The sequence below is a fragment of the Streptomyces bambusae genome (genome assembly GCF_019400985.1).
GTDB classification, from domain to species: Bacteria; Actinomycetota; Actinomycetes; order Streptomycetales; family Streptomycetaceae; genus Streptomyces; species Streptomyces bambusae_A.
Genome location: NZ_WTFF01000100.1, coordinates 1 through 23,332, shown reverse-complemented (window position 1 = coordinate 23,332; position 23,332 = coordinate 1). Strand labels below are relative to the sequence as shown.

At 71.8% G+C, this 23,332-nt stretch carries 22 protein-coding genes; 10 read left to right on the top strand and 12 right to left on the bottom strand.

Features of this window, described 5'->3' with window-relative positions; translation table 11 throughout:
- The 4 genes from GPJ59_RS16020 to GPJ59_RS16005 form a co-directional block, all read right to left on the bottom strand.
- The coding region (locus GPJ59_RS16020; RefSeq protein WP_258024459.1) for a hypothetical protein at positions 1-717 on the bottom strand (717 nt) is incomplete at its 3' end.
- Between the two features lie 172 nt (positions 718-889).
- Positions 890-1,873, bottom strand: coding sequence for an ABC transporter substrate-binding protein (locus GPJ59_RS16015; RefSeq protein WP_219667815.1), 984 nt, complete (start codon positions 1,871-1,873; stop codon positions 890-892).
- A complete protein-coding gene (locus GPJ59_RS16010) occupies positions 1,870-2,568 on the bottom strand; it encodes an ABC transporter permease (protein ID WP_219667814.1) in 699 nt (232 codons plus the stop codon). Before GPJ59_RS16010 ends, GPJ59_RS16015 begins: the two co-directional genes overlap by 4 nt.
- 4 nt (positions 2,569-2,572) lie before the next feature.
- Complete coding sequence (locus tag GPJ59_RS16005) at positions 2,573-3,256, bottom strand: ABC transporter permease (RefSeq protein WP_219667813.1); 684 nt, start codon at positions 3,254-3,256, stop codon at positions 2,573-2,575.
- Positions 3,257-3,539: 283 nt separating this feature from the next.
- On the opposite strand from GPJ59_RS16005, the gene GPJ59_RS16000 reads away from it, so the two are divergent.
- The gene (locus GPJ59_RS16000; RefSeq protein ID WP_219667812.1) at positions 3,540-4,697 is read left to right on the top strand and encodes an RNA-guided endonuclease InsQ/TnpB family protein; all 1,158 of its coding nucleotides are present in this window, start codon (positions 3,540-3,542) and stop codon (positions 4,695-4,697) included.
- Between the two features lie 141 nt (positions 4,698-4,838).
- Complete coding sequence (locus GPJ59_RS15995) at positions 4,839-5,843, top strand: ABC transporter ATP-binding protein (RefSeq protein WP_219667811.1); 1,005 nt, start codon at positions 4,839-4,841, stop codon at positions 5,841-5,843.
- Between the two features lie 132 nt (positions 5,844-5,975).
- On the opposite strand, the gene GPJ59_RS15990 is transcribed toward GPJ59_RS15995, so the two are convergent.
- A complete protein-coding gene (locus tag GPJ59_RS15990) occupies positions 5,976-7,085 on the bottom strand; it encodes an alpha/beta hydrolase (protein ID WP_219667810.1) in 1,110 nt (369 codons plus the stop codon).
- Between the two features lie 150 nt (positions 7,086-7,235).
- Between GPJ59_RS15990 and GPJ59_RS15985 the strand changes: the two genes are divergently transcribed.
- The 6 genes from GPJ59_RS15985 to GPJ59_RS15960 all read left to right on the top strand — a co-directional run bounded on the left by GPJ59_RS15985 (position 7,236) and on the right by GPJ59_RS15960 (position 12,197).
- Complete coding sequence (locus tag GPJ59_RS15985; RefSeq protein WP_219667809.1) at positions 7,236-9,095, top strand: phosphatidylglycerol lysyltransferase domain-containing protein; 1,860 nt, start codon at positions 7,236-7,238, stop codon at positions 9,093-9,095.
- Positions 9,096-9,215: 120 nt separating this feature from the next.
- Complete coding sequence (folP, locus tag GPJ59_RS15980; protein WP_219667808.1) at positions 9,216-10,085, top strand: dihydropteroate synthase; 870 nt, start codon at positions 9,216-9,218, stop codon at positions 10,083-10,085.
- Positions 10,086-10,112: 27 nt separating this feature from the next.
- Complete coding sequence (locus tag GPJ59_RS15975) at positions 10,113-10,556, top strand: nuclear transport factor 2 family protein (RefSeq protein WP_219667807.1); 444 nt, start codon at positions 10,113-10,115, stop codon at positions 10,554-10,556.
- 130 nt (positions 10,557-10,686) lie between these two features.
- The gene (gene folB / locus GPJ59_RS15970) at positions 10,687-11,046 is read left to right on the top strand and encodes a dihydroneopterin aldolase (RefSeq protein ID WP_219667806.1); all 360 of its coding nucleotides are present in this window, start codon (positions 10,687-10,689) and stop codon (positions 11,044-11,046) included.
- Entirely contained in the window at positions 11,043-11,642 is a 600-nt protein-coding gene (gene folK, locus GPJ59_RS15965; protein ID WP_219667805.1) for a 2-amino-4-hydroxy-6-hydroxymethyldihydropteridine diphosphokinase, read from the top strand. The genes folB and folK overlap by 4 nt, the downstream gene beginning before the upstream one ends.
- Before the next feature lie 60 nt (positions 11,643-11,702).
- A complete protein-coding gene (locus GPJ59_RS15960; RefSeq protein WP_219667804.1) occupies positions 11,703-12,197 on the top strand; it encodes a DUF3180 domain-containing protein in 495 nt (164 codons plus the stop codon).
- 171 nt (positions 12,198-12,368) lie between these two features.
- Here GPJ59_RS15960 and GPJ59_RS15955 read toward each other — a convergent pair whose 3' ends face one another.
- On the bottom strand, positions 12,369-13,190 hold the full coding sequence (locus GPJ59_RS15955) for an IclR family transcriptional regulator (RefSeq protein ID WP_258024458.1): 822 nt from the start codon (positions 13,188-13,190) through the stop codon (positions 12,369-12,371).
- 479 nt (positions 13,191-13,669) lie between these two features.
- Between GPJ59_RS15955 and GPJ59_RS15950 the strand changes: the two genes are divergently transcribed.
- Positions 13,670-15,088 carry a phenylacetate--CoA ligase family protein gene (locus tag GPJ59_RS15950; protein WP_219667803.1) on the top strand — a complete coding sequence of 473 codons (1,419 nt, stop codon included), beginning with the start codon at positions 13,670-13,672 and terminating at the stop codon, positions 15,086-15,088.
- Entirely contained in the window at positions 15,085-15,963 is an 879-nt protein-coding gene (locus GPJ59_RS15945; protein ID WP_219667802.1) for a hypothetical protein, read from the top strand. The genes GPJ59_RS15950 and GPJ59_RS15945 overlap by 4 nt, the downstream gene beginning before the upstream one ends.
- A 62-nt stretch (positions 15,964-16,025) precedes the next feature.
- On the opposite strand, the gene folE is transcribed toward GPJ59_RS15945, so the two are convergent.
- The 6 genes from folE to dacB all read right to left on the bottom strand — a co-directional run.
- A complete protein-coding gene (gene folE, locus GPJ59_RS15940; protein WP_219667801.1) occupies positions 16,026-16,631 on the bottom strand; it encodes a GTP cyclohydrolase I FolE in 606 nt (201 codons plus the stop codon).
- Between the two features lie 177 nt (positions 16,632-16,808).
- Entirely contained in the window at positions 16,809-18,842 is a 2,034-nt protein-coding gene (gene ftsH, locus GPJ59_RS15935; RefSeq protein WP_219667800.1) for an ATP-dependent zinc metalloprotease FtsH, read from the bottom strand.
- Positions 18,843-19,044: 202 nt separating this feature from the next.
- A complete protein-coding gene (gene hpt, locus GPJ59_RS15930) occupies positions 19,045-19,605 on the bottom strand; it encodes a hypoxanthine phosphoribosyltransferase (RefSeq protein ID WP_125640336.1) in 561 nt (186 codons plus the stop codon).
- A gap of 66 nt (positions 19,606-19,671) precedes the next feature.
- On the bottom strand, positions 19,672-20,724 hold the full coding sequence (tilS, locus tag GPJ59_RS15925; protein WP_219667799.1) for a tRNA lysidine(34) synthetase TilS: 1,053 nt from the start codon (positions 20,722-20,724) through the stop codon (positions 19,672-19,674).
- A gap of 219 nt (positions 20,725-20,943) precedes the next feature.
- Complete coding sequence (locus tag GPJ59_RS15920) at positions 20,944-22,074, bottom strand: zinc-dependent metalloprotease (protein ID WP_219667798.1); 1,131 nt, start codon at positions 22,072-22,074, stop codon at positions 20,944-20,946.
- A gap of 82 nt (positions 22,075-22,156) precedes the next feature.
- On the bottom strand, positions 22,157-23,332 hold a 1,176-nt coding region (dacB, locus tag GPJ59_RS15915), incomplete at its 5' end, for a D-alanyl-D-alanine carboxypeptidase/D-alanyl-D-alanine endopeptidase (protein ID WP_219667797.1).

The following is a 23,332-nucleotide window of genomic DNA, read 5'->3' as shown; positions in this document are numbered from 1 at the left end:
CTCCAGCGCTGCTCGCTGGCCACCGGGCAGAGCACGTGGGCCGGGCACCGGCACGCTCTGCACCACTGCGCCTCGCTGGTGTGCTTGTGCCGCGTGACGCCTAGGTGGCGGACGGGTCGGACGGGGGTGCCGGCCCTGCTCCGCCTTGCGGGCCAGGGCCACCAGCGCCGCGTGCGCGCGGGCGTAGCCCACCGCGGTGGCCGCGCCGCTGCCGGTGCGCTCCTGCGACACCGGCGGGAGTTCCTTCGCCCCGGCCGGCGCCTTGGCCTCGATGGCCAGCAGCCGGCGCCCCTCCAGCGCGCTCGCCCGCTCGGTCTCGGCGGTGGCGTAGCGGCGCAGCAGCGCCGCGTGCTCCCCACGCAGTCCGGCGAGTTCGACGCGCTTGGCCCGGAGCTTGGCGTCCAGCTTGGCGCGCAGCGCCCGCGCCTCCTCCAGGTCGCTCTCCAGCTCGGCGATGCGCTCCTCGGTGCGCCACTCGTCCTTGACGCGTTCGCGCGCGAGCTCCGCCACCCGGCGGCCGGCCGCCCGGTCCCAGGACCGCATGACGACCGCCCCGGCGATCCCCGCCGCCGCCGTCAGCGCCACGAGCAGCCGCAGCGGAACGGGTTCCGCGAGCAGCCAGGCGACGGCGGCGCTGGATATGGACACACCGGCGACAGCCGTCGGCGTGAGCAGCCGGTGCAGGGGTTCGGGATTGCGGTGGCGTCCACGGGGCATGGCCCGAAATTTACAGGGCGTGGGGACCCGATGGGGGGAGCGCCGGGGAATCTGTTGCCAGGCGGTTACGCCTCATTCCGCCATCAACCATGTAACACCGACCGGCGTTCCGGCTGATGTTCCGACCGCCGGAACATCAGCGGGAACATCAGCCGGAAGGCCGGCCGCCGGTTCACCCCTTCTTCAGCAGGCCCTTCGACTCCAGATAGGCCTTCGCGACGTCCGCCGGCTTCGCCCGCTCCGCGTCCACCTTCCGGTTGAGGTCGACGAGGTCGGCCGTGGTGAGGACCTTGGTGAGCCGGTCCAGGGCGGCCGCGACCTCCGGGGACCCGGCGTCCTTCGCGTTGACCACGGGCAGGACGTTGTCCGCGTTCTGGAGCTTCTTGTCGTCCTCCAGCAGCACCAGGCCGTACGTGTCGAGCGTGGCGTCCGTCGTGGTGGTCAGGACGAGTTGGTCCACCCCGTCCTTCACCGCCTGCTTGGCCTGCGGGGTTCCGACGCCCTTCGGGTCAATACCGGAAACGTCGATTCCGTATCGCGCCTTCAATCCCGGCGCGCAGAAGGGCCGGACGGTGCATTCGTCACCCGCGGCGATCTTCACCTTCAGCCCCGAAGCGCCAAGATCGGAAAGGGACTTCAGCTTGTTCTTCCCGGCGAATTCCCGGCTCACCGCGAAGGCGTTCTGGTCCACGGCCGAGCCGGCCGGCAGCGCCTTCAGCCCGAGCGGGGCCGCGAGCTTCTCCAGCCCCGCCACCGTCGCCGCGACGTCGCCCGAGGCGACCGGCCTGTCCTGCGGTGCCTTGGGGCCGTTGACCTTGGCGTTGAGGAACTCCGCAAGCGTGGCCGCGTACTCCGGTACGACGTCGATCTCGCCCTTCTCCAGGGCCGGCTCGTACAGCTCGCGGTTGTTGACGGTGGTGACGGAGGTGGCGTACCCCTCGGACCGCAGCAGCTGCGCGTACAGCTCCGCCAGCACGTTGGACTCGGTGAATCCGGCCGAGCCGACGACCAGCGTGCCCTTCCCGCCGCCGGATCCCGAGGCGGCCGGGCCGCCCTCCTTGGACTGCTCCAGGCTCTCCCCTCCGCACGCGGTCAGCAGCAGGCCGGCGGCGACGGCCAGCGCGGCCGCCGTACGCCTGTGGATCCGACTCCTCATGAGTGCTCCGTTCGCAGAGTTCGACGATGACGGGACGACGGCGCGACCAGCCGGTCCGCCGCCACCAGCACGCCCTCGACCAGCAGCGCGAGCAGCGCCACCAGCAGGGCCCCCGCCACGACCTGCGGGGTGTTGTACGTGTTGAAGCCGGCGGTGATGATCCGGCCGAGCCCGCCCTGGCCGACCATCGCGGCGATCGTGGCGGTGGCGACGACCTGGACGGCGGCCGAGCGCACGCCCGTCATCACCAGCCCGCGGGCCAGCGGCAGTTCCACCTTCCAGAACAGCTGCCGGCCGGACATGCCCATCCCCCGGGCGGCCTCGACCACCGAGCGGTCCACCTCGCGCAGGCCCACGTAGGCGTTGGTCAGCAGCGGCGGGACGGCGAACAGCACCAGCGCGACCACGGTCGGCGTGTACCCGGCGTTGCGCAGCGGCGAGACCATGAACAGGGCCAGCACGGCGAAGACCGGCACGGCCCGGCCCGCGTTGGAGATGTTCACGGCGAGCGCGCCGCCGCGGCCGACGTGCCCCAGCCACAGCCCGACGGGCAGCGCCACCGCGCAGGCGAGGGCCAGGGCCAGCCCGCTGACGTAGACGTGCTCGGCGAGCCGGTTCCACACGCCGTTCTCGCCCGCCCAGTTGGCGCCGTCGCCCAGCCAGTCCCAGGCCCCGCCCAGCACGCCCGTCCCCATGGCCTCAGGCCCCCTTCGCGGCGGTCCGCGTCCACGGTGTCAGCAGCCGCTGCACCCCGAGCAGCAGCAGGTCCGCCACCAGGGCGAGCAGCACGCACAGCACCGAGGCGGTGAGCACCTGCGCCTTGAACGAGCTGGTCACGGCCGGGGCGATGAGATTGCCCAGCCCGCCCTTGCCGACGATCGCGCCGACCGTGGTCAGGGCCACGGTGGAGACCGTCGCGATCCGGACACCCGCCAGCAGGGCGGGCAGCGCCAGCGGCAGTTCGACCTGCCACAGCATCCGCACCGGCCCGTACCCCATCCCCCGCGCGGCCTCCTTGACCTCCCGCGGTACGCCGTCCAGCCCAGCGAGCACGCCCCGCACCAGGATGGTGAGCGAGTACAGCACCAGCCCGGTGACCACCAGCGACGCGGACAGCCCGAACAGCGGCAGCAGCAGCGAGAACATGGCGAGCGAGGGGACCGTGTAGAGCAGCGTGGTCAACCCCAGCACGGGCGCGGCCCAGTGCCGGCCGCGGCGGGCGAGCAGGGCCAGCGGCACCGAGACGAGCAGGCCGATCAGCACCGACGCCGCGGTGATCCACACATGCTGGACGGTGGCCTCGGTCAGCTCCTGGCTGCGGGAGGTGACGTACTCCCAGCAGAGCCAGTCGTTCGCCACCAGGCAGCTGTCGCGCCCGGCCATGCCACCGCCCCTCGCCCGTCGGATCCGTACATACGTACGCCAGGTACTGCTGCGACCCTAACCCGCGGGCGCGGCCGTGGCCGGATCCATTTGCACAGGAGCAACACTCCTTTCACCTGCTTTCTCCCAGGAAGCCCGGGGCTTCAGCCCCGGGTGGGGGTATACCTCCCGCTTGCGGGGGGGGGGGGGAAGGGGGCCTCGGGCACGAAGCGCCGGAGTTCGTTACGCATCTGCCGGTGCTTCAACTTGATCTCCTGCGATCCTTCTTACTAGCGTGTTGTGCGTGAAGATCGTCACGCAGGTGAAGTTGTTGCCTGCGTCCGCGCATGACGCGGACGCGCTGGCGGCGACTCTGCGTGCCTGCAACCGAGCCGCGAACGCTGCTTCGGAAGTGGCGTTCACCAAGGACCTGAAGCGGCGCAACGTGCTGCACGGAGCCGTGTACCACCGCATCAAGGCGGACTTCGATCTCGGGGCTCAGCCGGCGGTGCGCACGATCAAGAAGGTGTGCGACGCGTACGCCACGTTGAAGGGGAACACCAAGGCCGGGAACCTCGGCCAGGAAGGATCGAAGCGGCGCACCCGCGCCGAGTCCAAGCCGATCGTCTTCCGCGAGGACGCGGCGCAGCCCTACGACGACCGCATCCTGACGTGGAACCTCGACGCGCAGACCGTGTCCATCTGGACGGTGGCCGGGCGCCTCAAGGGCATCCCGTTCGCCTGCTCCCCGGAGACGCTGAAGCTTCTGGCCTCCCGCAAGGGCGAGTCGGACCTGGTGATGCGTGACGGGATGTTCTTCCTGATCGCCACCATTGACGTGCCGGAACCACCCGTGTTCGAGCCGAACGGGTTTCTCGGCGTGGACCTCGGCATCGTCAACATCGCCACCACCAGCGACGGCGACATCCTCGCCGGACGCCGCCTGAACCGCTACCGGCAGCGTCATCGCGACCTGCGGGCCAAGTTGCAGAAGAAGCGCACCAAGGCCGCCAAACGGGTCTTGAAGCGCCTCCGCCGCCGGGAAGCCCGGCACGCGGCGAACACCAACCACATCATCGCCAAGCAAATCGTCGCCACCGCTGAACGCACCTTGCGAGGTGTCGCCCTGGAAGACCTGGGCGGCATCCGGCAGAGGGTCACGGCCAAGAAGGACCAGCGGGCACGACTGCACTCCTGGGCGTTCGCCCAGCTCGGCGCGTTCATCGCCTACAAGGCACAGCGGGCAGGTGTGCCCGTGGTCCACGTGGACCCGCGCAACACCTCCCGCCAGTGCTCCGAGTGCTGGCACACCCACCGGACCAACCGTGTGGACCAAGCCCGGTTCGTCTGCCGGTCCTGCGGGACCGTGATGCACGCGGACCACAACGGCTCCCGCAACATCGCCCACCGGGCCGATGCTGTGTGGCAGCGGGGCGCAGTCAACCGCCCCAGTACGGCATAGCCGTACCGGACGCAGGGGACCACGCGGCAGCCAGTCGCGCTCCACTTGCAATCACGGCCCTTCGCGGATCGGGCAACAAGCCCGGTCCTTCAGAGCCGAGAAGTCGACACGCCACCCTTCCCCGTAGGCAAGGATGGTGGGGTGATCCGATTCGAGCACGTGACCAAGCGCTACGCCGACGGGACGACGGCCGTCGACGACCTTTCCTTCGAGGTGGCCGAGGGCGAGCTGGTCACCCTCGTGGGCCCGTCGGGCTGCGGCAAGACCACCACGATGAAGATGGTCAACCGGCTGATCGAGCCCACCTCGGGGCGGATCCTGCTGGCCGGCGAGGACATCGCGGACGCCGACCCCGTACAGCTGCGCCGCCGCATCGGGTACGTCATCCAGCAGGTGGGGCTGTTCCCGCACCGGACGGTGCTGGAGAACACCGCGACGGTGCCGCAGCTGCTCGGCACCCCGAAAGCCAGGGCCCGGGCGCGGGCGGCGGAGCTGCTGGAGCTGGTGGGACTGGATCCCGCCGTCCACGGCGGCCGCTACCCCGAGCAGCTGTCGGGCGGACAGCGCCAGCGCGTCGGCGTGGCACGGGCGCTCGCGGCGGATCCGCCGGTGCTGCTGATGGACGAGCCGTTCGGGGCGGTGGACCCGGTGGTGCGCGAGCGGCTGCAGAACGAGTTCCTGGCGCTGCAGAAGTCGGTGCGCAAGACGATCCTGCTGGTCACCCACGACCTGGAGGAGGCGATCCGGCTCGGCGACCGGATCGCCGTGTACGGCTCGGGCACCATCGAGCAGTTCGCGGCCCCGGCCGCGGTGCTGGGCTCGCCGGCCACGCCGTACGTGGCCTCCTTCGTCGGCGCCGACCGGGGGCTGAAGCGGCTGGCGGTCACCCGGGTGGAGGCGGCCGACCTGGAGCCGGCCGACCTGGAGCCCGCGCTGGATCCGGCCGGCCCGAAGGCGCCGTCCGGCGCGGCGCCGGCCGCGACGGTGGAGCTGGGCGCCTCGCTGCGCGAGGCCCTGGCGGCCCTGCTCCAGGAGGACTCGGGCCGGATCGGGGTCACGGACCCGGTCTCGGGCGAGCCGGCGGGCGTCCTGACGCCGGCGGGCGTGCACCGGGCGCTGCGCCGGGCCCGGGCGCAGGACGCGTGACTCCGCCCCAGGAAGCGAGAAGGGGCTGCGGCGCCCCGCCTGCGCGGTGGCCCCGAGCCCCGTGGAACGACTGACGCCTGACGCTCGCGGCGTCAGGCGTCGGTTCAGGCTTCAGGCTTCAGGCCTCAGGGCTCAGGCGTGGATGCGGTCGCTCATCCACACCAGCATCGGCGGGATCTCCCGGCGCCACGTGTTGAAGTTGTGGCCGCCGCTCTCCAGGATGATCGAGGAGACCCGGTCCGGGCCCTTGACCCCCTTGATGAACTTGCGGGTGTCGGAGATGTTGGGCTCGCCCTCCTCGCTGCTGGTGACGAGGAAGGAGGTGCCGGTCGGCGCCTTGCGCTCCAGGCTGTGCAGGACGTCGGCGCGCTTCTTGAGCTTGTCGTCGCCCTGGAACAGGTCGCCCGTGGTCGGGTCGTTCGGGGCGTCGTAGTACGCCGAGAGACCCGCGGCGGCGCCGAAGGTCTTCGGGTGGTGCAGGGCGATCTTCAGCGCGCAGTAGCCGCCGGTCGAGTTGCCGATGAAGCCCATGTTCTCGGGCTTCTTGCCGACCCGGAAGGTGTCCGTGATCGCCTGCGGCAGGTCCTGGGCGAAGAAGGTCTCGGTCTGCGGGCCGTTCGGTATGTCCACGCACTCGGTGTCGCGCGGCGGCGCGACGGTCGGGCGCAGCATGACCAGGATCATCGGCTTCATCTTGCCCGCCTTGGCCTGCTTGAAGGCCGTCATCGGGTAGTTCAGCCCTTTGATCAGGTTCTCCGCCGTGCCCGGGTAGCCCGTCAGGACGATGGACGCCGGAAAGGTCTTGTCCTTGTACTGCGGCTGGAAGTACTCCGGCGGCAGCCACACGTAGCCCGGGCTGCTTATCTTCGACTTCTGCCCCGTTATGGCCACTTTGAGGATCTGGCCGCCCACCTGCGGCTTGGTCCCACCCGGCACGTCGAGGTGCTGCTTGTCGACGACCTTGATGTCCTTGCTGCTCATCGAGTGGTCGACGACCTTGCCCATCTCGGTCTGCTGGCCGAACAGGTCGGCCCAGGATCCGTAGAAGAGGAAGGACTTGTTGGCGGCCAGACCGATCGACGCGAACAGCGCCAGCTGGGTCGCGAGCAGGAGGCCGATGCGGCCGGTGACCGCGCGCCAGGTGCGGCCCGAGAGCCGCGGCCAGAGCCAGACCGTTGCCGCGAACAGCAGCACGCCGGCCACGATCGCCAGCACCAAGACCGTATTACTGGTGAGACCCATGAGTGTTTCGCAGACTTTCTGATGGCAGGGCGAGATTTTTCCGTAAGCCGAGTGAACCCGCCGCCCCGTGTCGTCGTCCTAAGGGACGCACACACCGGAGGCTGACGCGGCCTTCGGCCACATGATCTCTCGCGGAGCAACGGGAAAGCGATGTCTAGCAGGATAGATGGCGATAAGTCCGGACAGGTTCCGAATCGGGTCCGCCGAATCCTCAGCGGACCACGACCGGAGCGCGTCCCCAGCCTGGTAGGTACGGCCGTCGGGCTCGTCGGCCTCATGGACATAGCCGCGGGTGTCTTCCCGCGGTTCAACCACAGCCGCGTCCGCGCCATCGCCGAGGTGATCCCCGGCTCGACCCGGCCCATGGCGGCCGCGGTCACCATCTGCGCGGGCGTCCTGCTGCTCCTGCTCGCCCACGGGCTCAAGCGCCACAAGCGCCGTGCCTGGCGGGCGGCGGTCATCCTGCTGCCCGTCGGGGCCGCGGCGCAGTTCGTCTACCGCCACTCGATCATCGGTGTGGTGATCGCGGTCGCGCTGCTCGCACTGCTGCTGCGCCACCACGCCGAGTTCAAGGCGCTCCCCGACCCGCGCAGCCGCTGGAAGGCGCTGGCGAACTTCGTCCTCATGGGCGCCGGCTCCATCGGTCTCGGCCTGGTGATCGTCAACGCCCACCCGAACAAGGTCGTCGGCCACCCCGGCCTCTACGAGCAGATCGCCCACGTCCTGTACGGCCTCGTCGGCATCGAGGGCCCGGTGGCCTACTCCGGCGACCGCGCGGACTGGATCGTCGGCTACTCCCTGGGCGCCCTCGGCATGCTGACCGCCCTGACCACCGCCTACCTGGCCTTCCGCCCCGAGCACCCGGCCGCCGGGCTGACCGAGGACGACGAGGCGAAGCTGCGCGAGCTGCTGGCCAAGCACGGCGGCCGCGACTCCCTCGGCCACTTCGCGCTGCGCCGCGACAAGGCCGTGGTCTTCTCCCCCAGCGGCAAGGCCGCCGTCACCTACCGCGTCGTCTCCGGCGTCATGCTCGCCTCCGGCGACCCGATCGGCGACGTCGAGGCCTGGCCCGGCGCCATCGAGCGGTTCATGGAGGAGGCCAAGGCCCACTCCTGGACCCCCGCCGTCATGGGCTGCAGCGAGACCGGCGGCGAGGTCTGGACCCGTGAGACCGGCCTGGACGCCCTGGAGCTCGGCGACGAGGCGATCGTCGACGTCAAAGACTTCTCGCTGTCGGGCCGCCCGATGCGCAACGTCCGCCAGATGGTCAAGCGCATCGAGCGCAACGGCTACACCACCAAGGTCCGCCGGGTCGCCGACCTCACCGAGGAGGAGCTGACCGCGGTCCGCGGCGCTTCCGAGGCCTGGCGCGGCACCGACACCGAGCGCGGCTTCTCCATGGCCCTGGGCCGGGTCGGCGACCCGGGCGACGGCGACTGCATCATCGCGACCGCGCACCGCGTCGAGGAGGGCGACACCAGCCCCTTCGGCGACCTGAAGGCCATCCAGCACTTCGTCCCGTGGGGCAAGGACGGCATGTCGCTGGAGCTGATGCGCCGCGACCGCGCCGCCGACCCGGGCATGAACGAGCTGCTGATCGTCGCCTCCCTGCAGGCCGCGCCCGGGCTCGGCATCGAGAAGGTCTCCCTGAACTTCGCGATGTTCCGCTCCGCGCTCGCCCGCGGCGAGAAGATCGGCGCCGGCCCGGTGCTGCGCGCCTGGCGCAGCCTGCTGGTCTTCCTCTCGCGCTGGTTCCAGATCGAGTCCCTGTACAAGTTCAACGCGAAGTTCCAGCCCCGCTGGGAGCCCCGCTTCGTGGTCTTCCGCAACACCCGCGACCTGCCCCGCATCGGCTTCGCCGCCATGCAGGCCGAGGGCTTCGTGACGCTGGCCCTGCCCCGGCTGTTCGCCGGCCGCCGCCGTCCCAAGCCGGTACGCGGGTGCGCCCACCAGGGCAACGTCTCCTCCGTGCCGAACCAGAAGGCCGAGCGCGAGGTCCAGGCCGCGTAGGCGCCGCTCCCGTACGCCACTCCCGTACGCATGTGCGGCAGGGCCCCGTCCGTCCCGCCCGGCAGCAGCCGGGGACGGCCGGGGCCCTGCCGTTCGTACGGCAGCCCTACCCTTGAACTCATGAACACGATGCGCGGACCCGCGGCCAGGGGTCGAGTCACAGGCCTGCCGGAATGGGACCGCTGCGCGGTCATGGGCGTCGTCAACGTCACGCCCGACTCCTTCTCCGACGGCGGCCGCTGGTTCGACACCACCGCGGCGGTCAAGCGCGGACTGGACCTGGTCGCCCAGGGCGCCGACCTCGTGGACGTGGGCGGCGAGTCCACCCGTCCGGGCGCCACCCGGGTGGACGCCGACGAGGAGCTGCGCCGGGTCGTCCCCGTCGTGCGCGGCCTGGCCTCGGAGGGCGTCACCGTCTCCGTGGACACCATGCGCGCCGCCGTCGCCGAGCAGGCCGTGGCCGCCGGCGCGGTGCTGGTCAACGACGTCAGCGGCGGCCTGGCCGACCCCGGCATGATCCCGGCGGTGGCCGCCGCCGAGGTGCCGTTCGTGGTCATGCACTGGCGCGGCTTCAGCGAGAACATGAACTCCCTCGCCGTCTACGAGGACGTGGTCGCCGAGGTCACCGCCGAGCTGCGGGCCCGGATCGACGCCGTCGTGGCCGGCGGCATCGCCCCCGAGCGCCTCGTCGTGGACCCCGGCCTGGGCTTCGCCAAGCAGGCCGAGCACGACCTGAAGCTGGTCGCCCACCTGCGCGAGCTGCGCGCCCTGGGCCACCCGCTGCTGGTCGCCGCGTCCCGCAAGCGCTTCCTGGGCCGCGTACTGGCCGGGGACAGCGACGTACCGCCGCCGGCCCGTGAGCGCGACGCGGCCACCGCCGCCGTCTCCGCCATCGCCGCCCACGAGGGCGCCTGGGCGGTCCGGGTGCACGAGGTGCGGGCCACGGCCGACGCGGTTCGGGTCGCACGCGCGGTGGAAGGAGCTCGGTGACCCTGTGATCCGTAGGGAAGGGGAACAGTGAGCCGTACCGACATCGAGGCGGTCGAAGAGGTCAATACGGCCTTCTACGAGGCCATGGAGCGGGGGGACTTCGACGCACTGTCGGCGCTCTGGCTGGACGACGAGATCTCCTGCGTGCACCCCGGCTGGCCGGTGCTCACCGGGCGCGGCGAGGTGCTGCGCTCGTACGCCCTGATCATGTCCCACACGGACTACATCCAGTTCTTCCTCACCGACACCAAGGTCAGCGTGATCGCGGACACGGCGGTCGTCACCTGCACCGAGAACATCCTCAGCGGCGGGCCCGCGGAGGAGGGCCAGGACCTCGGTCCGCTGGTCGGCCAGCTGGTCGTCGCGACAAATGTGTTCCGACGCACATCCGAGGGGTGGCGGCTGTGGTCCCACCACGGTTCTCCGGTGCTGACGGAGTCCGACGAGGACGAGGACGAGGCCTCCTCCTGACCCCGCGGGCAGGGTTTGCAGTTCGTCGCGGGTAAATTCGAAGGTGGACGACGCCGACCGCACTCGGCGCAGCCATGGCGCCGGGGTAGGTCCCCGGGGCCGAGGACCTACGAAAGCAGGAGTGATTCGCGTGGATCGTGTCGCGCTGCGCGGCCTCAAGGCCCGCGGGCACCACGGCGTCTTCCCCCGGGAGCGCGAGGAGGGCCAGACCTTCATCGTGGACCTGGTGCTGCACCTCGACACCCGCTCCGCGGCGGCCGACGACGACCTGGCGAAGACCGTCCACTACGGCGTCGTCGCCGAGGAGGTCGTCGACGTGGTCCAGGGCGAGCCCGTGGACCTGATCGAGACGCTCGCCGAGCGGATCGCCCAGCAGTGCCTCAAGCACGAGGCGGTCGCGGAGGTGGAGGTCGTCGTCCACAAGCCGGACGCGCCGATCACCGTGCCCTTCGACGACGTGACCATCACGATCACCCGGAGCCGCGCATGAACCATCCCCAGAGCGACCCCACCGTGCAGCCCGTCCCCGCTGCGGTCGTCGAGGCCGTCGACGCGGCGGACTCGACCCTGTCCAACCCCCGGCTGGCCGTCGTCGCCCTCGGCTCGAACCTCGGCAACCGCCTGGAGACCCTCCAGGGCGCCGTGGACGCCCTCGGTGACACGCCCGGCCTGCGGGTCAAGGCCGTCTCCCCGGTCTACGAGACCGAGCCGTGGGGCGTGGAGCCGGGCTCCCAGCCCGCGTACTTCAACGCCGTCGCCGTGATCAGGACGACGCTGCCCCCGTCCTCGCTGCTGGAGCGCGCGCACGCCGTCGAGGAGGCGTTCGACCGGGTCCGCGAGGAGCGCTGGGGCCCGCGCACCATCGACGTCGACATCGTCTCCTACGCGGACGTGGTCTCCGACGACCCGGTCCTCACCCTCCCGCACCCGCGGGCGCACCAGCGGGCCTTCGTCCTCGCCCCCTGGTACGACGTGGATCCCGGGGCCCAGCTGCCGGGCCGCGGCCCGGTCGCGGCCCTGCTGGCGGAAATCGGCCGGTCGGGCGTCACGCCGCGCCCCGACCTGGAACTCCGCCTGCCGGAGTAGTCGTTAGCCTGTAGCCGCGGTGTCGGACGAGGACGGGAACGGGAACGGGGTACGGGTTTCGTGAAGCAACTTCGGCTGGGTGTCCTCGCGGCCATCTTCGTGATCGCCGGACTCCTGTCCTGGACGGGAGCCCGGCTGTGGAACGCGTACGGCACCCTGCCGGGCGTGCCGCTCGCCGCACCCATCGTGCTGGCCGTCATCGCCGTGGTCCTGCTGGCCACCGCCCTGTCGCTGCGCGCCCGGCTGAAGGCCCAGCGTGAGCGCCGGCCCGGCGCCAAGGGCGTGGAGCCGCTGATGGCGGCCCGCGCGGTGGTCTTCGGCCAGGCCAGCGCGCTGGTCGCGGCGCTGGTGGCCGGCATGTACGGCGGCACGGGCGTCTTCCTGCTGCTGGCCGACCTCACCCAGGTCCCGGCCCGCCGCGACCAGGCCTTCTACGCCGGCTTCTCGGTCCTGGCAGGCGCGGCGGTGATCGCCGCGGCCCTCTTCCTGGAACACGTCTGCAAACTCCCCGAGGACGACGACCACCCGGGCCCGGAGGCCTCGGCCCGCGCCTGAGCGCTCCGCTGGAAGTGCGGTGATGAAACCGCGGGCCGGTGGGGGCTGGTCGCTCCCCCAAGTTCTCGGCTGCGCTCGAACAGGGGACCCCCATCGCGGCGGAGCCGCATATGCGGACAGCCCCGCGCCCCTGACGGGGCGCGGTACCGCACCGGACTTCGCCGAACCCGCTCAGGCCGTCTCCCCACCCCCCGTCGCCACCGGCCCCGCCGCGGCCGCGATCGCACGGCCGGACCCGGCGCCCGGACCGACGCCCGCCGCGGAGCTCCAGGCGGCCGCCGCCCCCGGCAGCCGGGTCAGGTTGGTGGTGATCAGGGCCGCCGTGCGGGTGACGGCCTCGCCGAGCCGGGTCACCTGGGCGCGGTCCGTGCCCGTCGCCGCCACCGCGGCGACCACCTGGCCCGTGGCGGAGAACACCGGGGCCGCCACCCACGACAGCGTGCTCACGCACCGCCCGTGCTCGAAGGCCAGGCCCCGTTCCCGGATCCGTGCCGCCTCCCGGATCCACGCGGACACCGCCCAGTTCGCCGGCGGCCCCGCCTCCGGCGTGTACGCCGTGAGGACCAGCTCGGCCGCGTTCCCCGGCGGCAGTACGGCGCCGGGGTGCAGCGGATACCGGTCGTCAGCCGCCCCCCGTACGTTCCCCACCACGACGGTGTGCCCGCCCTCGGGCACCGACAGGCTCAGGCTCAGCCCCCCACTCGTCACGGACAGTTCGCGCAGTGGACGGGCCGCCGCCGCCCGCAAGGCCCGGGCCGGGTGCCAGGCTTGGCCCAGCCGGAACGTTCTCGCCCCCAGCCGGTAGCGGCCCGATCGGCTCTGCACAGCGCCGAGCGCGACCAGCTGCCCCAGCAGCCGGTGCGCGGTGGCCTTCGGCAGTGCGGCGTCGGCCGCCAGCCGGGTCAGGCCGACCTCGTCCCCGTGCGCGAGCACCTCCATCAGTGCGAACGCGCCCTCCAGTACTCCCCGCCCCTCGGTGCCGGATCTGGCCAAGAGAGGTCCCCCTTCGTCCTACGGCCCCCTCGGTCGGAAGGGGTCGTACGTCCCCGTCAGCACCGGCTCAGCAGCGAAAACGGTGTTGCCGTCCTCCGCTTCCTCCGGTCCGTTGAACGGACCAGATCATTGCTCGGACGTTGCGATCGCGCCAGTGTGTTCCTGCCCAGCGACGAAACGATTCGGTACCTAGGTGCACAGGATCGGCCGTCGGCACGGTACGACTCAAGGAGGATGAAATGAGCGCGATCAAGACCAGCGCCAAGCAGTTCAAGTACGTCATGGGCGCCATGACGGCCGTCTTCTTCGGCTCCTGCTCCGCCAGCTGAAGTAGATGACCCGAGGGGTGGGAGCGGCTCGCCGCCCCCACCCCTCGGCTCTTTTCCTGAGGCCTCGAAGCCGGGACGACGAGACGACGTGGACGCCTCGGTACGGACACCCCGATCGAAGCCTCGACGCCCGATCGCTAGGGAGGAACAGTGCTGGAGACCAGTGTCCGGCAGGTCCGGGTGGCGTTGGCCATGGTCCTCGGCCGACGGCTGAACGTTCGGGCCGTGGAGCGGCTGGTCGCCGACGCGCTCCTGACCCTGCAGGAGTTCGGCTCGCTCGGCGACGACGTCGACGAACTCGCCGACGGCCCCTTCGCCGACCCGGACGAGCGCCGGGACCTGCAGAACCGCGCACTCCAGCGGACCGTGCGCCGCCTCGCCAAGCGCTCCCCGTTCTACCGGGAACGGCTCGCCGGGACCGACCTCGACGCGCTGACCACCGAGACGCTCACCTCGATCCCGGTGACCCGCAAGGCCGACCTGATCGAACGCCCCGCCGACTTCCTGTGCAGCTCCCCGTACCTGGTGACGCAGACCACCGGCACCACCGGCCGCCCGGTGCAGATCTGGCTGTCGCGCTACGAGATGGAGCTCTGGCCCGCACTCATCGCACTCTCGGTCGTGCTGCGCGGCGACATCCGCCCCGGCGACCGGATGCAGATCAACCTCAGTTCCCGGGCCACCGCCGCCGTCCAGGAGGACGTCGAGGTGTGCCGGCTGGTGGGCGCCTCCTGCCATGTCGTCGGCCAGGTCCCGCCGGAGGAGTCCGTCGAGCACCTGCTCGGCCAGGCCGACGGCATCAGGCCCACCCTGCTCACCGGCAACCCCAGCTATCTCGCCCGCCTGGTCACGGCCGCCCGCAGCCTCGGCTGCAGGCCCGACGAGTTCGGACTGCGGTCGATCTACGCCGGCGGCGAGGTGATGTCCCGCGCCCTCACCGAGGCCCTGCGCGACACCTTCGGCGCCGAGACCGTCGGCGACAACTTCGGCATGACCGAGCTGCTGCCGGTCGGCGGCCGCACCTGCAGCCGTCGCCACCTGCACATCGACCCCAACCAGGGCTACACCGAGGTGCTCGACCTCGACACCGGCGAGCCCGCCGGCCCCGGCCGGCTCGGTGAGCTGACCGTCACCCCGTACTACCCCTACCGCGAGTGCATGCCCGTCCTGCGCTACAACACCGGCGACGTGGTCCGCACGCTCGACGGCGAGGCGGACTGCGAACTCGCGGCCGTGCCGGCCGTCTCCCAGATCCTCGGCAAGGCCGGCCAGATCCACCGCACCGCCGACGGGGTCGTCACCCCGCGCGACATCGTGGAGGTCCTCGACGGCACCCCCGGGCTGCCGTTCCCGCTGCGCCACCGGGCCGGGGTCCAAGGCGACGGCCGGCTGCACGTCGAGGTCGCCTCCCGGGAGCTGAGTGCGGCCGAGGTGACCAAGCTGCTGCTCGCCCACGACATCGACGCCCGCGTCACCGTGCTGCCGCTGGACGACGAGGAGGCCGCGCGCCGCTTCCCCCTCCGCTGCGACCTGCTGGAGCGCACCTTCACCACCCGGAGCCACGCATGACCGTCTTCTACCAGCTCGCGGTCACCACCGCCCTGGCGCTCGCCGTGGTGACCGGCGCGATCACGTACTTCCGCAGGATACGCACGCCCAGACCGCCCGTCGGCCTCTTCAACGGCCGCGACATCTTCCTCATGATGGGCTTCGTCCTCGCGCTGCCCTACGTCTACCTCGCCCTGCCCGGCGCCACCCTGCCGGTCGTGCTGGCCCTGGTCTTCGCGGGCGGCCTGTCCGTCGGGTACACGCCCGTCATCGCGAACGGCCGGCTGCGCTGGACGCTGATCGTCCTGCTCATAGCCTCCGTGCTGGTCTTCCACCTGGCCTTCGGCGAGACCGCGGCCCCGTACTGGGTGGCGAACAGCTGTGTCGTCGGCCTGGTCGTGGTCTCCGCCACCAACCTCAACGTCCAGGGCGGCATGCGGCTGGGCAACGTCGCCTGGTTCCTCCTCGCGCTCGCCGTCTACGACGCCTTCTTCGCCTGGGTCGTCCCCCTCACCGAGGAACTCGCCGACGCCGTCCAGGGCTATCCGTACGCCCCCGCCGCGGGCCTGCGCATCGGCGAGGACCTCGGCGCGGTGGTCGGCATGGGCGACCTGCTGGCCTACGCGCTCTTCACGACCGCGGCGTACAAGGCGTACGGCAAGGCCGGGCTGACCACCGGACTGGCCCTGGTGACCCTCTTCGGCGCCGTCGCGCCCGTGGCCGCCCTGCATCTGATCACCGCGGTCACCGGCCATGCCCCGGCCCTGATCCCGGCCCAGGTGTTCTTCGGCCCGGCGGCCTTCATCGGCTACGTGCTGCTGCGCCGGCGCGGGCCGGAGCGGCGGATGGTCGAGCTGCCGCCGCTGGAGCGGGCGACGGCCGTCGTGCCGGCGTAGCGGTTTTCGCCCGCCGGGGCCTGGCCGGCCCCGGCGGGCGCGTCTATTAGCGGGCCATCCGGCTAGCGGGCCATTATCAGGCTCATCGCCTCGTTGCGGGTCGCAACGTCGCGGAGCTGGCCGCGGACGGCCGACGTGGTCGTCTTGGCGCCCGGCTTGCGGATGCCGCGGACGGACATGCACATGTGCTCGGCCTCCACGACGACGATCGCCCCGCGGGCCTCCAGGATCTCCATCAGGGAGTCCGCGATCTGCGTGGTGAGTCGTTCCTGCACCTGCGGGCGCCGGGCGTACACCTCGACCAGGCGGGCCAGCTTGGACAGCCCGGTGATCTTGCCGTTCTCGGCGGGGATGTAGCCCACGTGGGCGACGCCGTGGAACGGCAGCAGGTGGTGCTCGCAGAGGGAGACGATCTCGATGTCCTTCACCAGGACCATCTCGTCGTGTCCCAGGTCGAACGTCGTCGTCAGGACGTCCTCGGGCCGCTGCCACAGACCCGCCAGGATCTCGCGGTACGCCCGCGCCACCCGGGCCGGGGTCTCCAGAAGCCCCTCGCGGTCCGGGTCCTCGCCGACCGCAATGAGCAGCTCGCGGACGGCGGCCTCGGCGCGCTTCTCGTCGAACTCGCCGATCATGCCCTCGCCGTCCAGGGTCACCGGGTCGGTCATCTGTGCCTCGTTCCTGTCTGCGTTCCGCGGCAGCTGAAAAACGCCGCGCCCCCCAGGCTAGAACCTGGGGGGCGCGGCATCCATTCCGGTCCGGGATGCGGCCGGGCGCGGACCTGGGGGTCAGAGCTCCGGACCGTCCTCCGGGGGGGCGAAGCTCCGGACGGGTCCTCCGGGGCGTCAGAGCTCCGGACGGTCCTCCGGGGCCACCTCGATGCCCTTCTCGGTCGACACCGGCGCCGGCGTGGCCGCCGTCGCGCCGTTCGCCGAGGCGGTCAGCTGGAGCTCCTTGGGCGAGAGCACCGGCGGGCGGGTGGAGGGGGTGCGGCGGGCGGAGCCGGTCCACGCGGGGCGGGACGGGCGCTTGACGATGGTCGAGAAGATCTCGGCGATCTCCTCCTTGCCGAGGGTCTCCTTCTCCAGCAGCGCGAGGACCAGGTTGTCGAGGACGTCGCGGTTCTCGACGAGGATCTCCCAGGCCTCGTTGTGCGCGGTCTCGATGAGCTTCTTGACCTCTTCGTCGACCAGCGCCGCGACCTCTTCCGAGTAGTCGCGCTGGTGCGCCATCTCGCGGCCCAGGAACGGCTCGGTGTTGTCACCGCCGAACTTGATCGCGCCGAGGCGCTCGGTCATGCCGTACTGGGTGACCATCGCGCGGGCCGTGGCCGTGGCCTTCTCGATGTCGTTCGCGGCGCCCGTGGTCGGGTCGTGGAAGACCAGCTCCTCGGCCGCGCGGCCGCCCAGCATGTACGCCAGCTGGTCGAGCATCTCGTTGCGCGTGGTCGAGTACTTGTCCTCGTCCGGGAGGACCATGGTGTAGCCCAGGGCCCGGCCGCGGGACAGGATCGTGATCTTGTGGACCGGGTCGGAGTTCGGGGAGGCCGCCGCGACCAGGGCGTGTCCGCCCTCGTGGTACGCGGTGATCTTCTTCTCCTTGTCCGACATGATCCGGGTCCGCTTCTGCGGGCCCGCCACGACGCGGTCGATCGCCTCGTCCAGCATCTGGTTGTCGATGAGCTTGCGGTCCGAGCGGGCCGTGAGCAGGGCGGCCTCGTTCAGCACGTTCGACAGGTCGGCACCGGTGAAGCCGGGGGTGCGCCGGGCGACGGCCGCGAGGTCGACGTCCGGGGCGACCGGCTTGCCCTTCTGGTGGACCTTGAGGATCTCCAGGCGGCCCTGCATGTCCGGGCGGTCGACGGCGATCTGCCGGTCGAAGCGGCCGGGGCGCAGGAGGGCCGGGTCGAGGATGTCGGGGCGGTTCGTGGCGGCGATCAGGATGACCCCGCCCTTGACGTCGAAGCCGTCCATCTCGACGAGCAGCTGGTTCAGGGTCTGCTCGCGCTCGTCGTGGCCGCCGCCGAGGCCGGCGCCGCGGTGCCGGCCGACCGCGTCGATCTCGTCGACGAAGACGATCGCCGGGGCGTTGGCCTTGGCCTGCTCGAAGAGGTCGCGGACACGGGAGGCACCGACACCGACGAACATCTCGACGAAGTCGGAACCAGAGATCGAGTAGAACGGGACGCCCGCCTCGCCCGCGACGGCGCGCGCGAGCAGGGTCTTGCCGGTGCCGGGCGGACCGTAGAGCAGCACGCCCTTGGGGATCTTGGCGCCGACGGCCTGGAACTTCGCCGGCTCCTGGAGGAACTCCTTGATCTCGTGGAGCTCCTCGACCGCCTCGTCCGAGCCCGCCACGTCGGCGAACGTCGTCTTCGGGGTGTCCTTGGTGATCAGCTTGGCCTTGGACTTCCCGAAGTTCATCACCCGGGAGCCGCCGCCCTGCATCTGGTTCATCAGGAACAGGAAGACCACGACGATGAGCACGAACGGCAGGAGGGAGAGCAGCACGCTCAGGAACGGGCTGGTCTTGTCCGGCGAGACGTCGTAGCCCTTCGTGATCTTGCCGGCCTCGGCCTTCTCCTGGAGCTTCGTGGCGAGCTGGACGCCCTGCTCCCCGATGTAGTTGGCCTGGAACTTGGTGCCGCTCTTGCCGTCGAGCTTCTCGTTGCCCTTCAGCTCGATCTTGATCAGCTGGGAGTCACCGGTGGTGAGCTTGGCCGTCGCCACCTTGTCGGCGTTGATCGCCTTGATGACCTCGCTGGTGTCCACCGACTTGTAGCCGCCGCCGGAGCCGACGACGTTCATCAGCACGACCACGGCGAGGACGGCCAGCACGATCCACATGACCGGCCCACGGAAGTATCGCTTCACGTCCATCCATACGGGGCGGTGAAGCCCCGTCCCTCCTGCCCGTAGGTAAATGCTGCTGTGAATAAAGACTGTTCTTCGGAATGTACCCCTGTATTGTCACCCGCTGCCCTGTGGGACGGCTGACAGACCCGCCTTCCAACCTTCCAACGGCGGGAGCGGCCCCAGGGTTCCCCGGACCGGCCGTGGGCTCCCTGGGGCTCGGCGTGTCTCAGCCGCCGTAGACGTGGGGCGCGAGCGTGCCGACGAACGGCAGGTTGCGGTACTTCTCGGCGTAGTCGAGGCCGTAGCCCACGACGAACTCGTTGGGGATGTCGAAGCCGACCCACTTGACGTCGATCGCGACCTTGGCCGCCTCGGGCTTGCGCAGCAGCGTGACGACCTGCAGCGAGGCCGGCTGGCGCGAGCCCAGGTTGGACAGCAGCCAGGACAGCGTCAGACCCGAGTCGATGATGTCCTCGACGATCAGGACGTGCTTGTCCTTGATGTCGGTGTCGAGGTCCTTGAGGATCCGCACGACACCCGAGGACTGGGTCCCGGCGCCGTACGAGGACACCGCCATCCAGTCCATGGTCAGCGGGGTGGACAAGGCACGCGCCAGGTCCGCCATCACCATCACGGCGCCCTTGAGGACTCCGACGATGAGCAGGTCCTTGCCCGCGTACTCCGCGTCGATCTTCGCGGCCAGCTCGGCCAGCTTCGCGTCGATCTCTTCCTTGGTGATGAGCACCGACTTGAGGTCGGCGCCCATGTCCTTCTCGTCCACCCGCATCACTTTCGTTGTCGGCCGGGGCTCCGGGGAGGGTGCCCCGGAGGACTCAGCCGTGGTTCAGCACCTTCAGCCCTGCCGGATGACAAGTCTGCCACCCTGGCGCTGGGCCTCCACCCGGCCGGGCAGGTTGATGGCGCCCTGACCGCGCCATCCGGTGATGAGCCGGTCGACTTCCTCGATGTGGCGGGCGAACAGCGAGCCGGCCGGGGAGCCGGCCGCGACCACGGCCCTGCGCAGCACCCGGCGGCGGACGGCCGGGGGCAGGGCGTAGAGCTTGGCGCACTCCAGCTGGCCGAGCTCGTCGCGTACGGAGGCGTCCGCCTCGGCGGCCCAGGCGTCGAGCGCGTCGGCGTCGTCCCGGGAGAGCTGGGCGGTCCGGGCCAGCGCCTCGACGACCCCCTTGCCCAGGGCCTTCTCGAGGGCGGGCAGTCCCTCGTGGCGCAGCCGGGAGCGGGTGTAGGCGGGGTCGATGTTGTGCGGGTCGTCCCAGACGGCCAGGGACTGCACCATGCAGGCCTTGCGGGCGGTCTGCCGGTCCACGTGCAGGAAGGGCCGGCGGTAGCGGCCGGTGCGGCCGGGTCCGCCGGAGACCTCCGCCATCCCGGACAGGGAGCGGATGCCGGAGCCCCGGGCCAGCCCCAGCAGGACGGTTTCAGCCTGGTCGTCGCGGGTGTGTCCGAGCAGTACGGCGGACGCGCCGAGCCGGTCCGCGGCCTCGTCCAGGGCGGCGTAGCGGGCGTCGCGGGCCGCGGCCTCGGGTCCGCCCTCCCGGCCGACGCGCACGGCGACGGACTCCACCGGGTCCAGGCGGAGCGCGGTCATCCGGGCGACGACCTCGGCGGCGCGCAGGTCGGAGCCGGCCTGGAGTCCGTGGTCGACGGTGATGCCGCCGGCGCGGACGCCCAGCTTGGGGGCCTCGAAGGCGAGGGCCGAGGCGAGCGCCATGGAGTCGGCGCCGCCGGAGCAGGCGACGAGGACGAGCGGGCGGTGGCGCGCCCCGCCGTCGGCGGGACCGGGCACACCGGTCACGTCCGCGCGGTCGGTGAGGTCGGTGAGGATGTCGTGGAGTACGCGGCGGACCGCCAGGCGTATCGCTGCGACCGCAGGATGGGGACCCATGTCCGGTGCCCTTCGCTGGAGTTGGGATGAGGGTGGCTCGGGTGGAGGTGCTCGCCCGGTGTCCCGGGAGGGGATTGTCACTCAGAGTGCGTCGATGGTGACAGAACCGAGCCGTTCCCCGAGCATCGCACGCCCTTCTACGGCCCACGGTCCCTCGGACGGGTGATGCTGCTTCCCCCAGTGGGACATGTTTACGCCCCGTGTGTCACCTCCCGGCGGTCAATTCCCGGGCCCCGCCTTCCGGTGGACGCGGGCGATCCAGTCGGCGGGCCGGGAGATCTCCGCCTTCGTCGGCAAGGTGTTCGGGGAGGTCCACACGCGGTTGAAGCCGTCCATCCCGACCTCGCCGACGACGGCCCGGACGAACCGCTCGCCGTCCCGGTACTGGCGCAGCTTGGCGTCCAGGCCCAGCAGCCGGCGCAGCGCGGCGTCGAGCCGTCCGGCGCCGCTGGCCCGGCGCTTCTGGAACTTCTCGCGGATCTCGGCGACCGAGGGGACGACCTGCGGTCCTACGCCGTCCATCACGTAGTCGGCGTGGCCCTCCAGCAGGGACATCACGGCCGTGAGCCGGGCGAGGATCTCGCGCTGCTCGGGGGTCTGGACGAGCTCGACCAGGGAGCGGCCCTCCTCGCCGCGCTCGCCCTCGGGGCGGGCCCCGGCCAGCGACTGGGCGGCCTCGCGCAGCCGCTCCAGGACGGTCATGGGGTCCAGCTCCGTGGCGCCCAGGAAGGTCTGGATCTCGCTCTCCAGGTGGTCCCGGAGCCAGGGCACGGCCGTGAACTGGGTGCGGTGGGTCTCCTCGTGCAGGCACACCCACAGCCGGAAGTCGTGCGGGTCGACCTCCAGCTCCCGCTCGACGTGCACGATGTTCGGCGCGACGAGCAGCAGCCGGCCCCCGGCGGAGCCGGGCAGGTCGCGGCCCGCCGGTGCGAAGGTCTCGTACTGGCCGAGCACCCGGGAGGCCAGGAAGCTCAGCAGCATGCCCACCTCGACGCCGGTGACCTTGCCGCCGACCGTGCCGAGCACGGCCCCGCCCGGGGTGGCGCCGCGGCGCTCCTGCATCCGGCCGAGCAGCGGCCCGAGCAGCTCGCGGAAGCCCGCCACATTGGCCCGGACCCAGCCGGCCCGGTCCACGACCAGCACGGGGGTGTCCGCGACGGCGGCGCCCGGGGCGATCATGCCGGTGAACTCGCGGACGTGGTGCTCCGAGGTGACGGCGTGCCGGCGCAGCTCCGCCACGACGGCCCGGGCCTCCTCCCGGCCGACCTCCGGGCCGGGCCGGATCAGCCGGGTCGCCGTCGCCACGGCGAGGTTCCAGTCGACCATCTCCGCACCACCGATGCTCGTCATGCGTCAACCGTACGTGGGCGGGCCCGTCGGCGGACCCCCTGTGGACGGCCCGGCTGCGCCCGGGTCCCGGCCCGGGCGCGGGTCAGGCTTTGTTCGCGGCGGTGGTGGCCACGGCGGCCGCGAGCTTGTCCAGGGCCTTCTCGGCGGCCTCGGGGCTCGGGCCCTCGGCGGACAGGAAGGCGAAGGCGATCAGCCGTCCGGAGGGGTCCACCACGGTCCCGGCCAGGGAGTTCACCCCACTGAGCGTCCCCGTCTTGGCCCGGAGCAGGCCGGCGGCCGGGGAGGTGCCGGCGTTGCGGGTGCGCAGGGTGCCGCTGAAGCCGGCGACGGGCAGGCCGGTGAGGACCGGCCGCAGCTCGGGCCGGGCCGGGTCGGCGGCCTTGGCCAGCAGGCCGGTGAGCAGGCCCGCGGAGACCTTGTCGGCGCGGTTCAGGCCGCTGCCGTCGGCGAAGCGGGCGCCGGAGACGTCCACGCCGAGCGAGGCCAGCTTCGCGGTGACGGCCTTCTCGGCGCCCTCGAAGCTGGCGGGCTGTCCGGCGGCCAGGGCCGTCTGCCGGGCGAGGGCCTCGGCGATGTCGTTGTCGCTGGTGGTCAGCATCCGCTCGACGAGGCCGCCGACCGGGGTGGAGTGGGTCGCGGCCAGCGGCCGGGCGCCGGCCGGGGCCTTGGTGCGGGCGGGCGCGCCGGCGACCTCGATGCCGCGTTCGCGCAGCAGGGTCGCGAAGGTGGCGGCGGCGTCCTCCGAGGGGGTGTCGGTGCGGTCCACCGGCCCGGACCAGGAGTCGTCGGTGCGGCCCTCGTCGGCCATGAGGGCGGTGACCGGCGCGATGTTGGTGTTGCGGCCGATCGGGTGCCGGACGGGCCCGGTGTAGAGGGAGTCGTCGAAACCGAGGGTGACGGAGGGGGTGCCGGCGGCCTTGAGCGCCTGGGCGGTGTCGGCCGCGAGGGCGACGAGGCTGCCGCCGGGGCCGGCCGGGTGCTTCTTGCGGGCGTTCAGCGAGGGGTCGCCGCCGCCGACGAGCACGATCTTCCCCGCGTCCGGCCCGGGGACCACGGTGGTCGCGATGCGGTGCTCGGGCCCGAGCGCGGCGAGGGCCGCGGCGGCGGTGGCGATCTTGACGGTGGAGGCCGGGGTCATGGCCTCGCGCGGCCGGGCCTCGTAGAGCACGGTGCCGGTGGCCACGTCCACGACGGAGGCGGTACGGGCCTCCCCGAGCGCGGGGTCGGCCAGCAGCGGCTGCAGCGCGGCGGCGAGGGC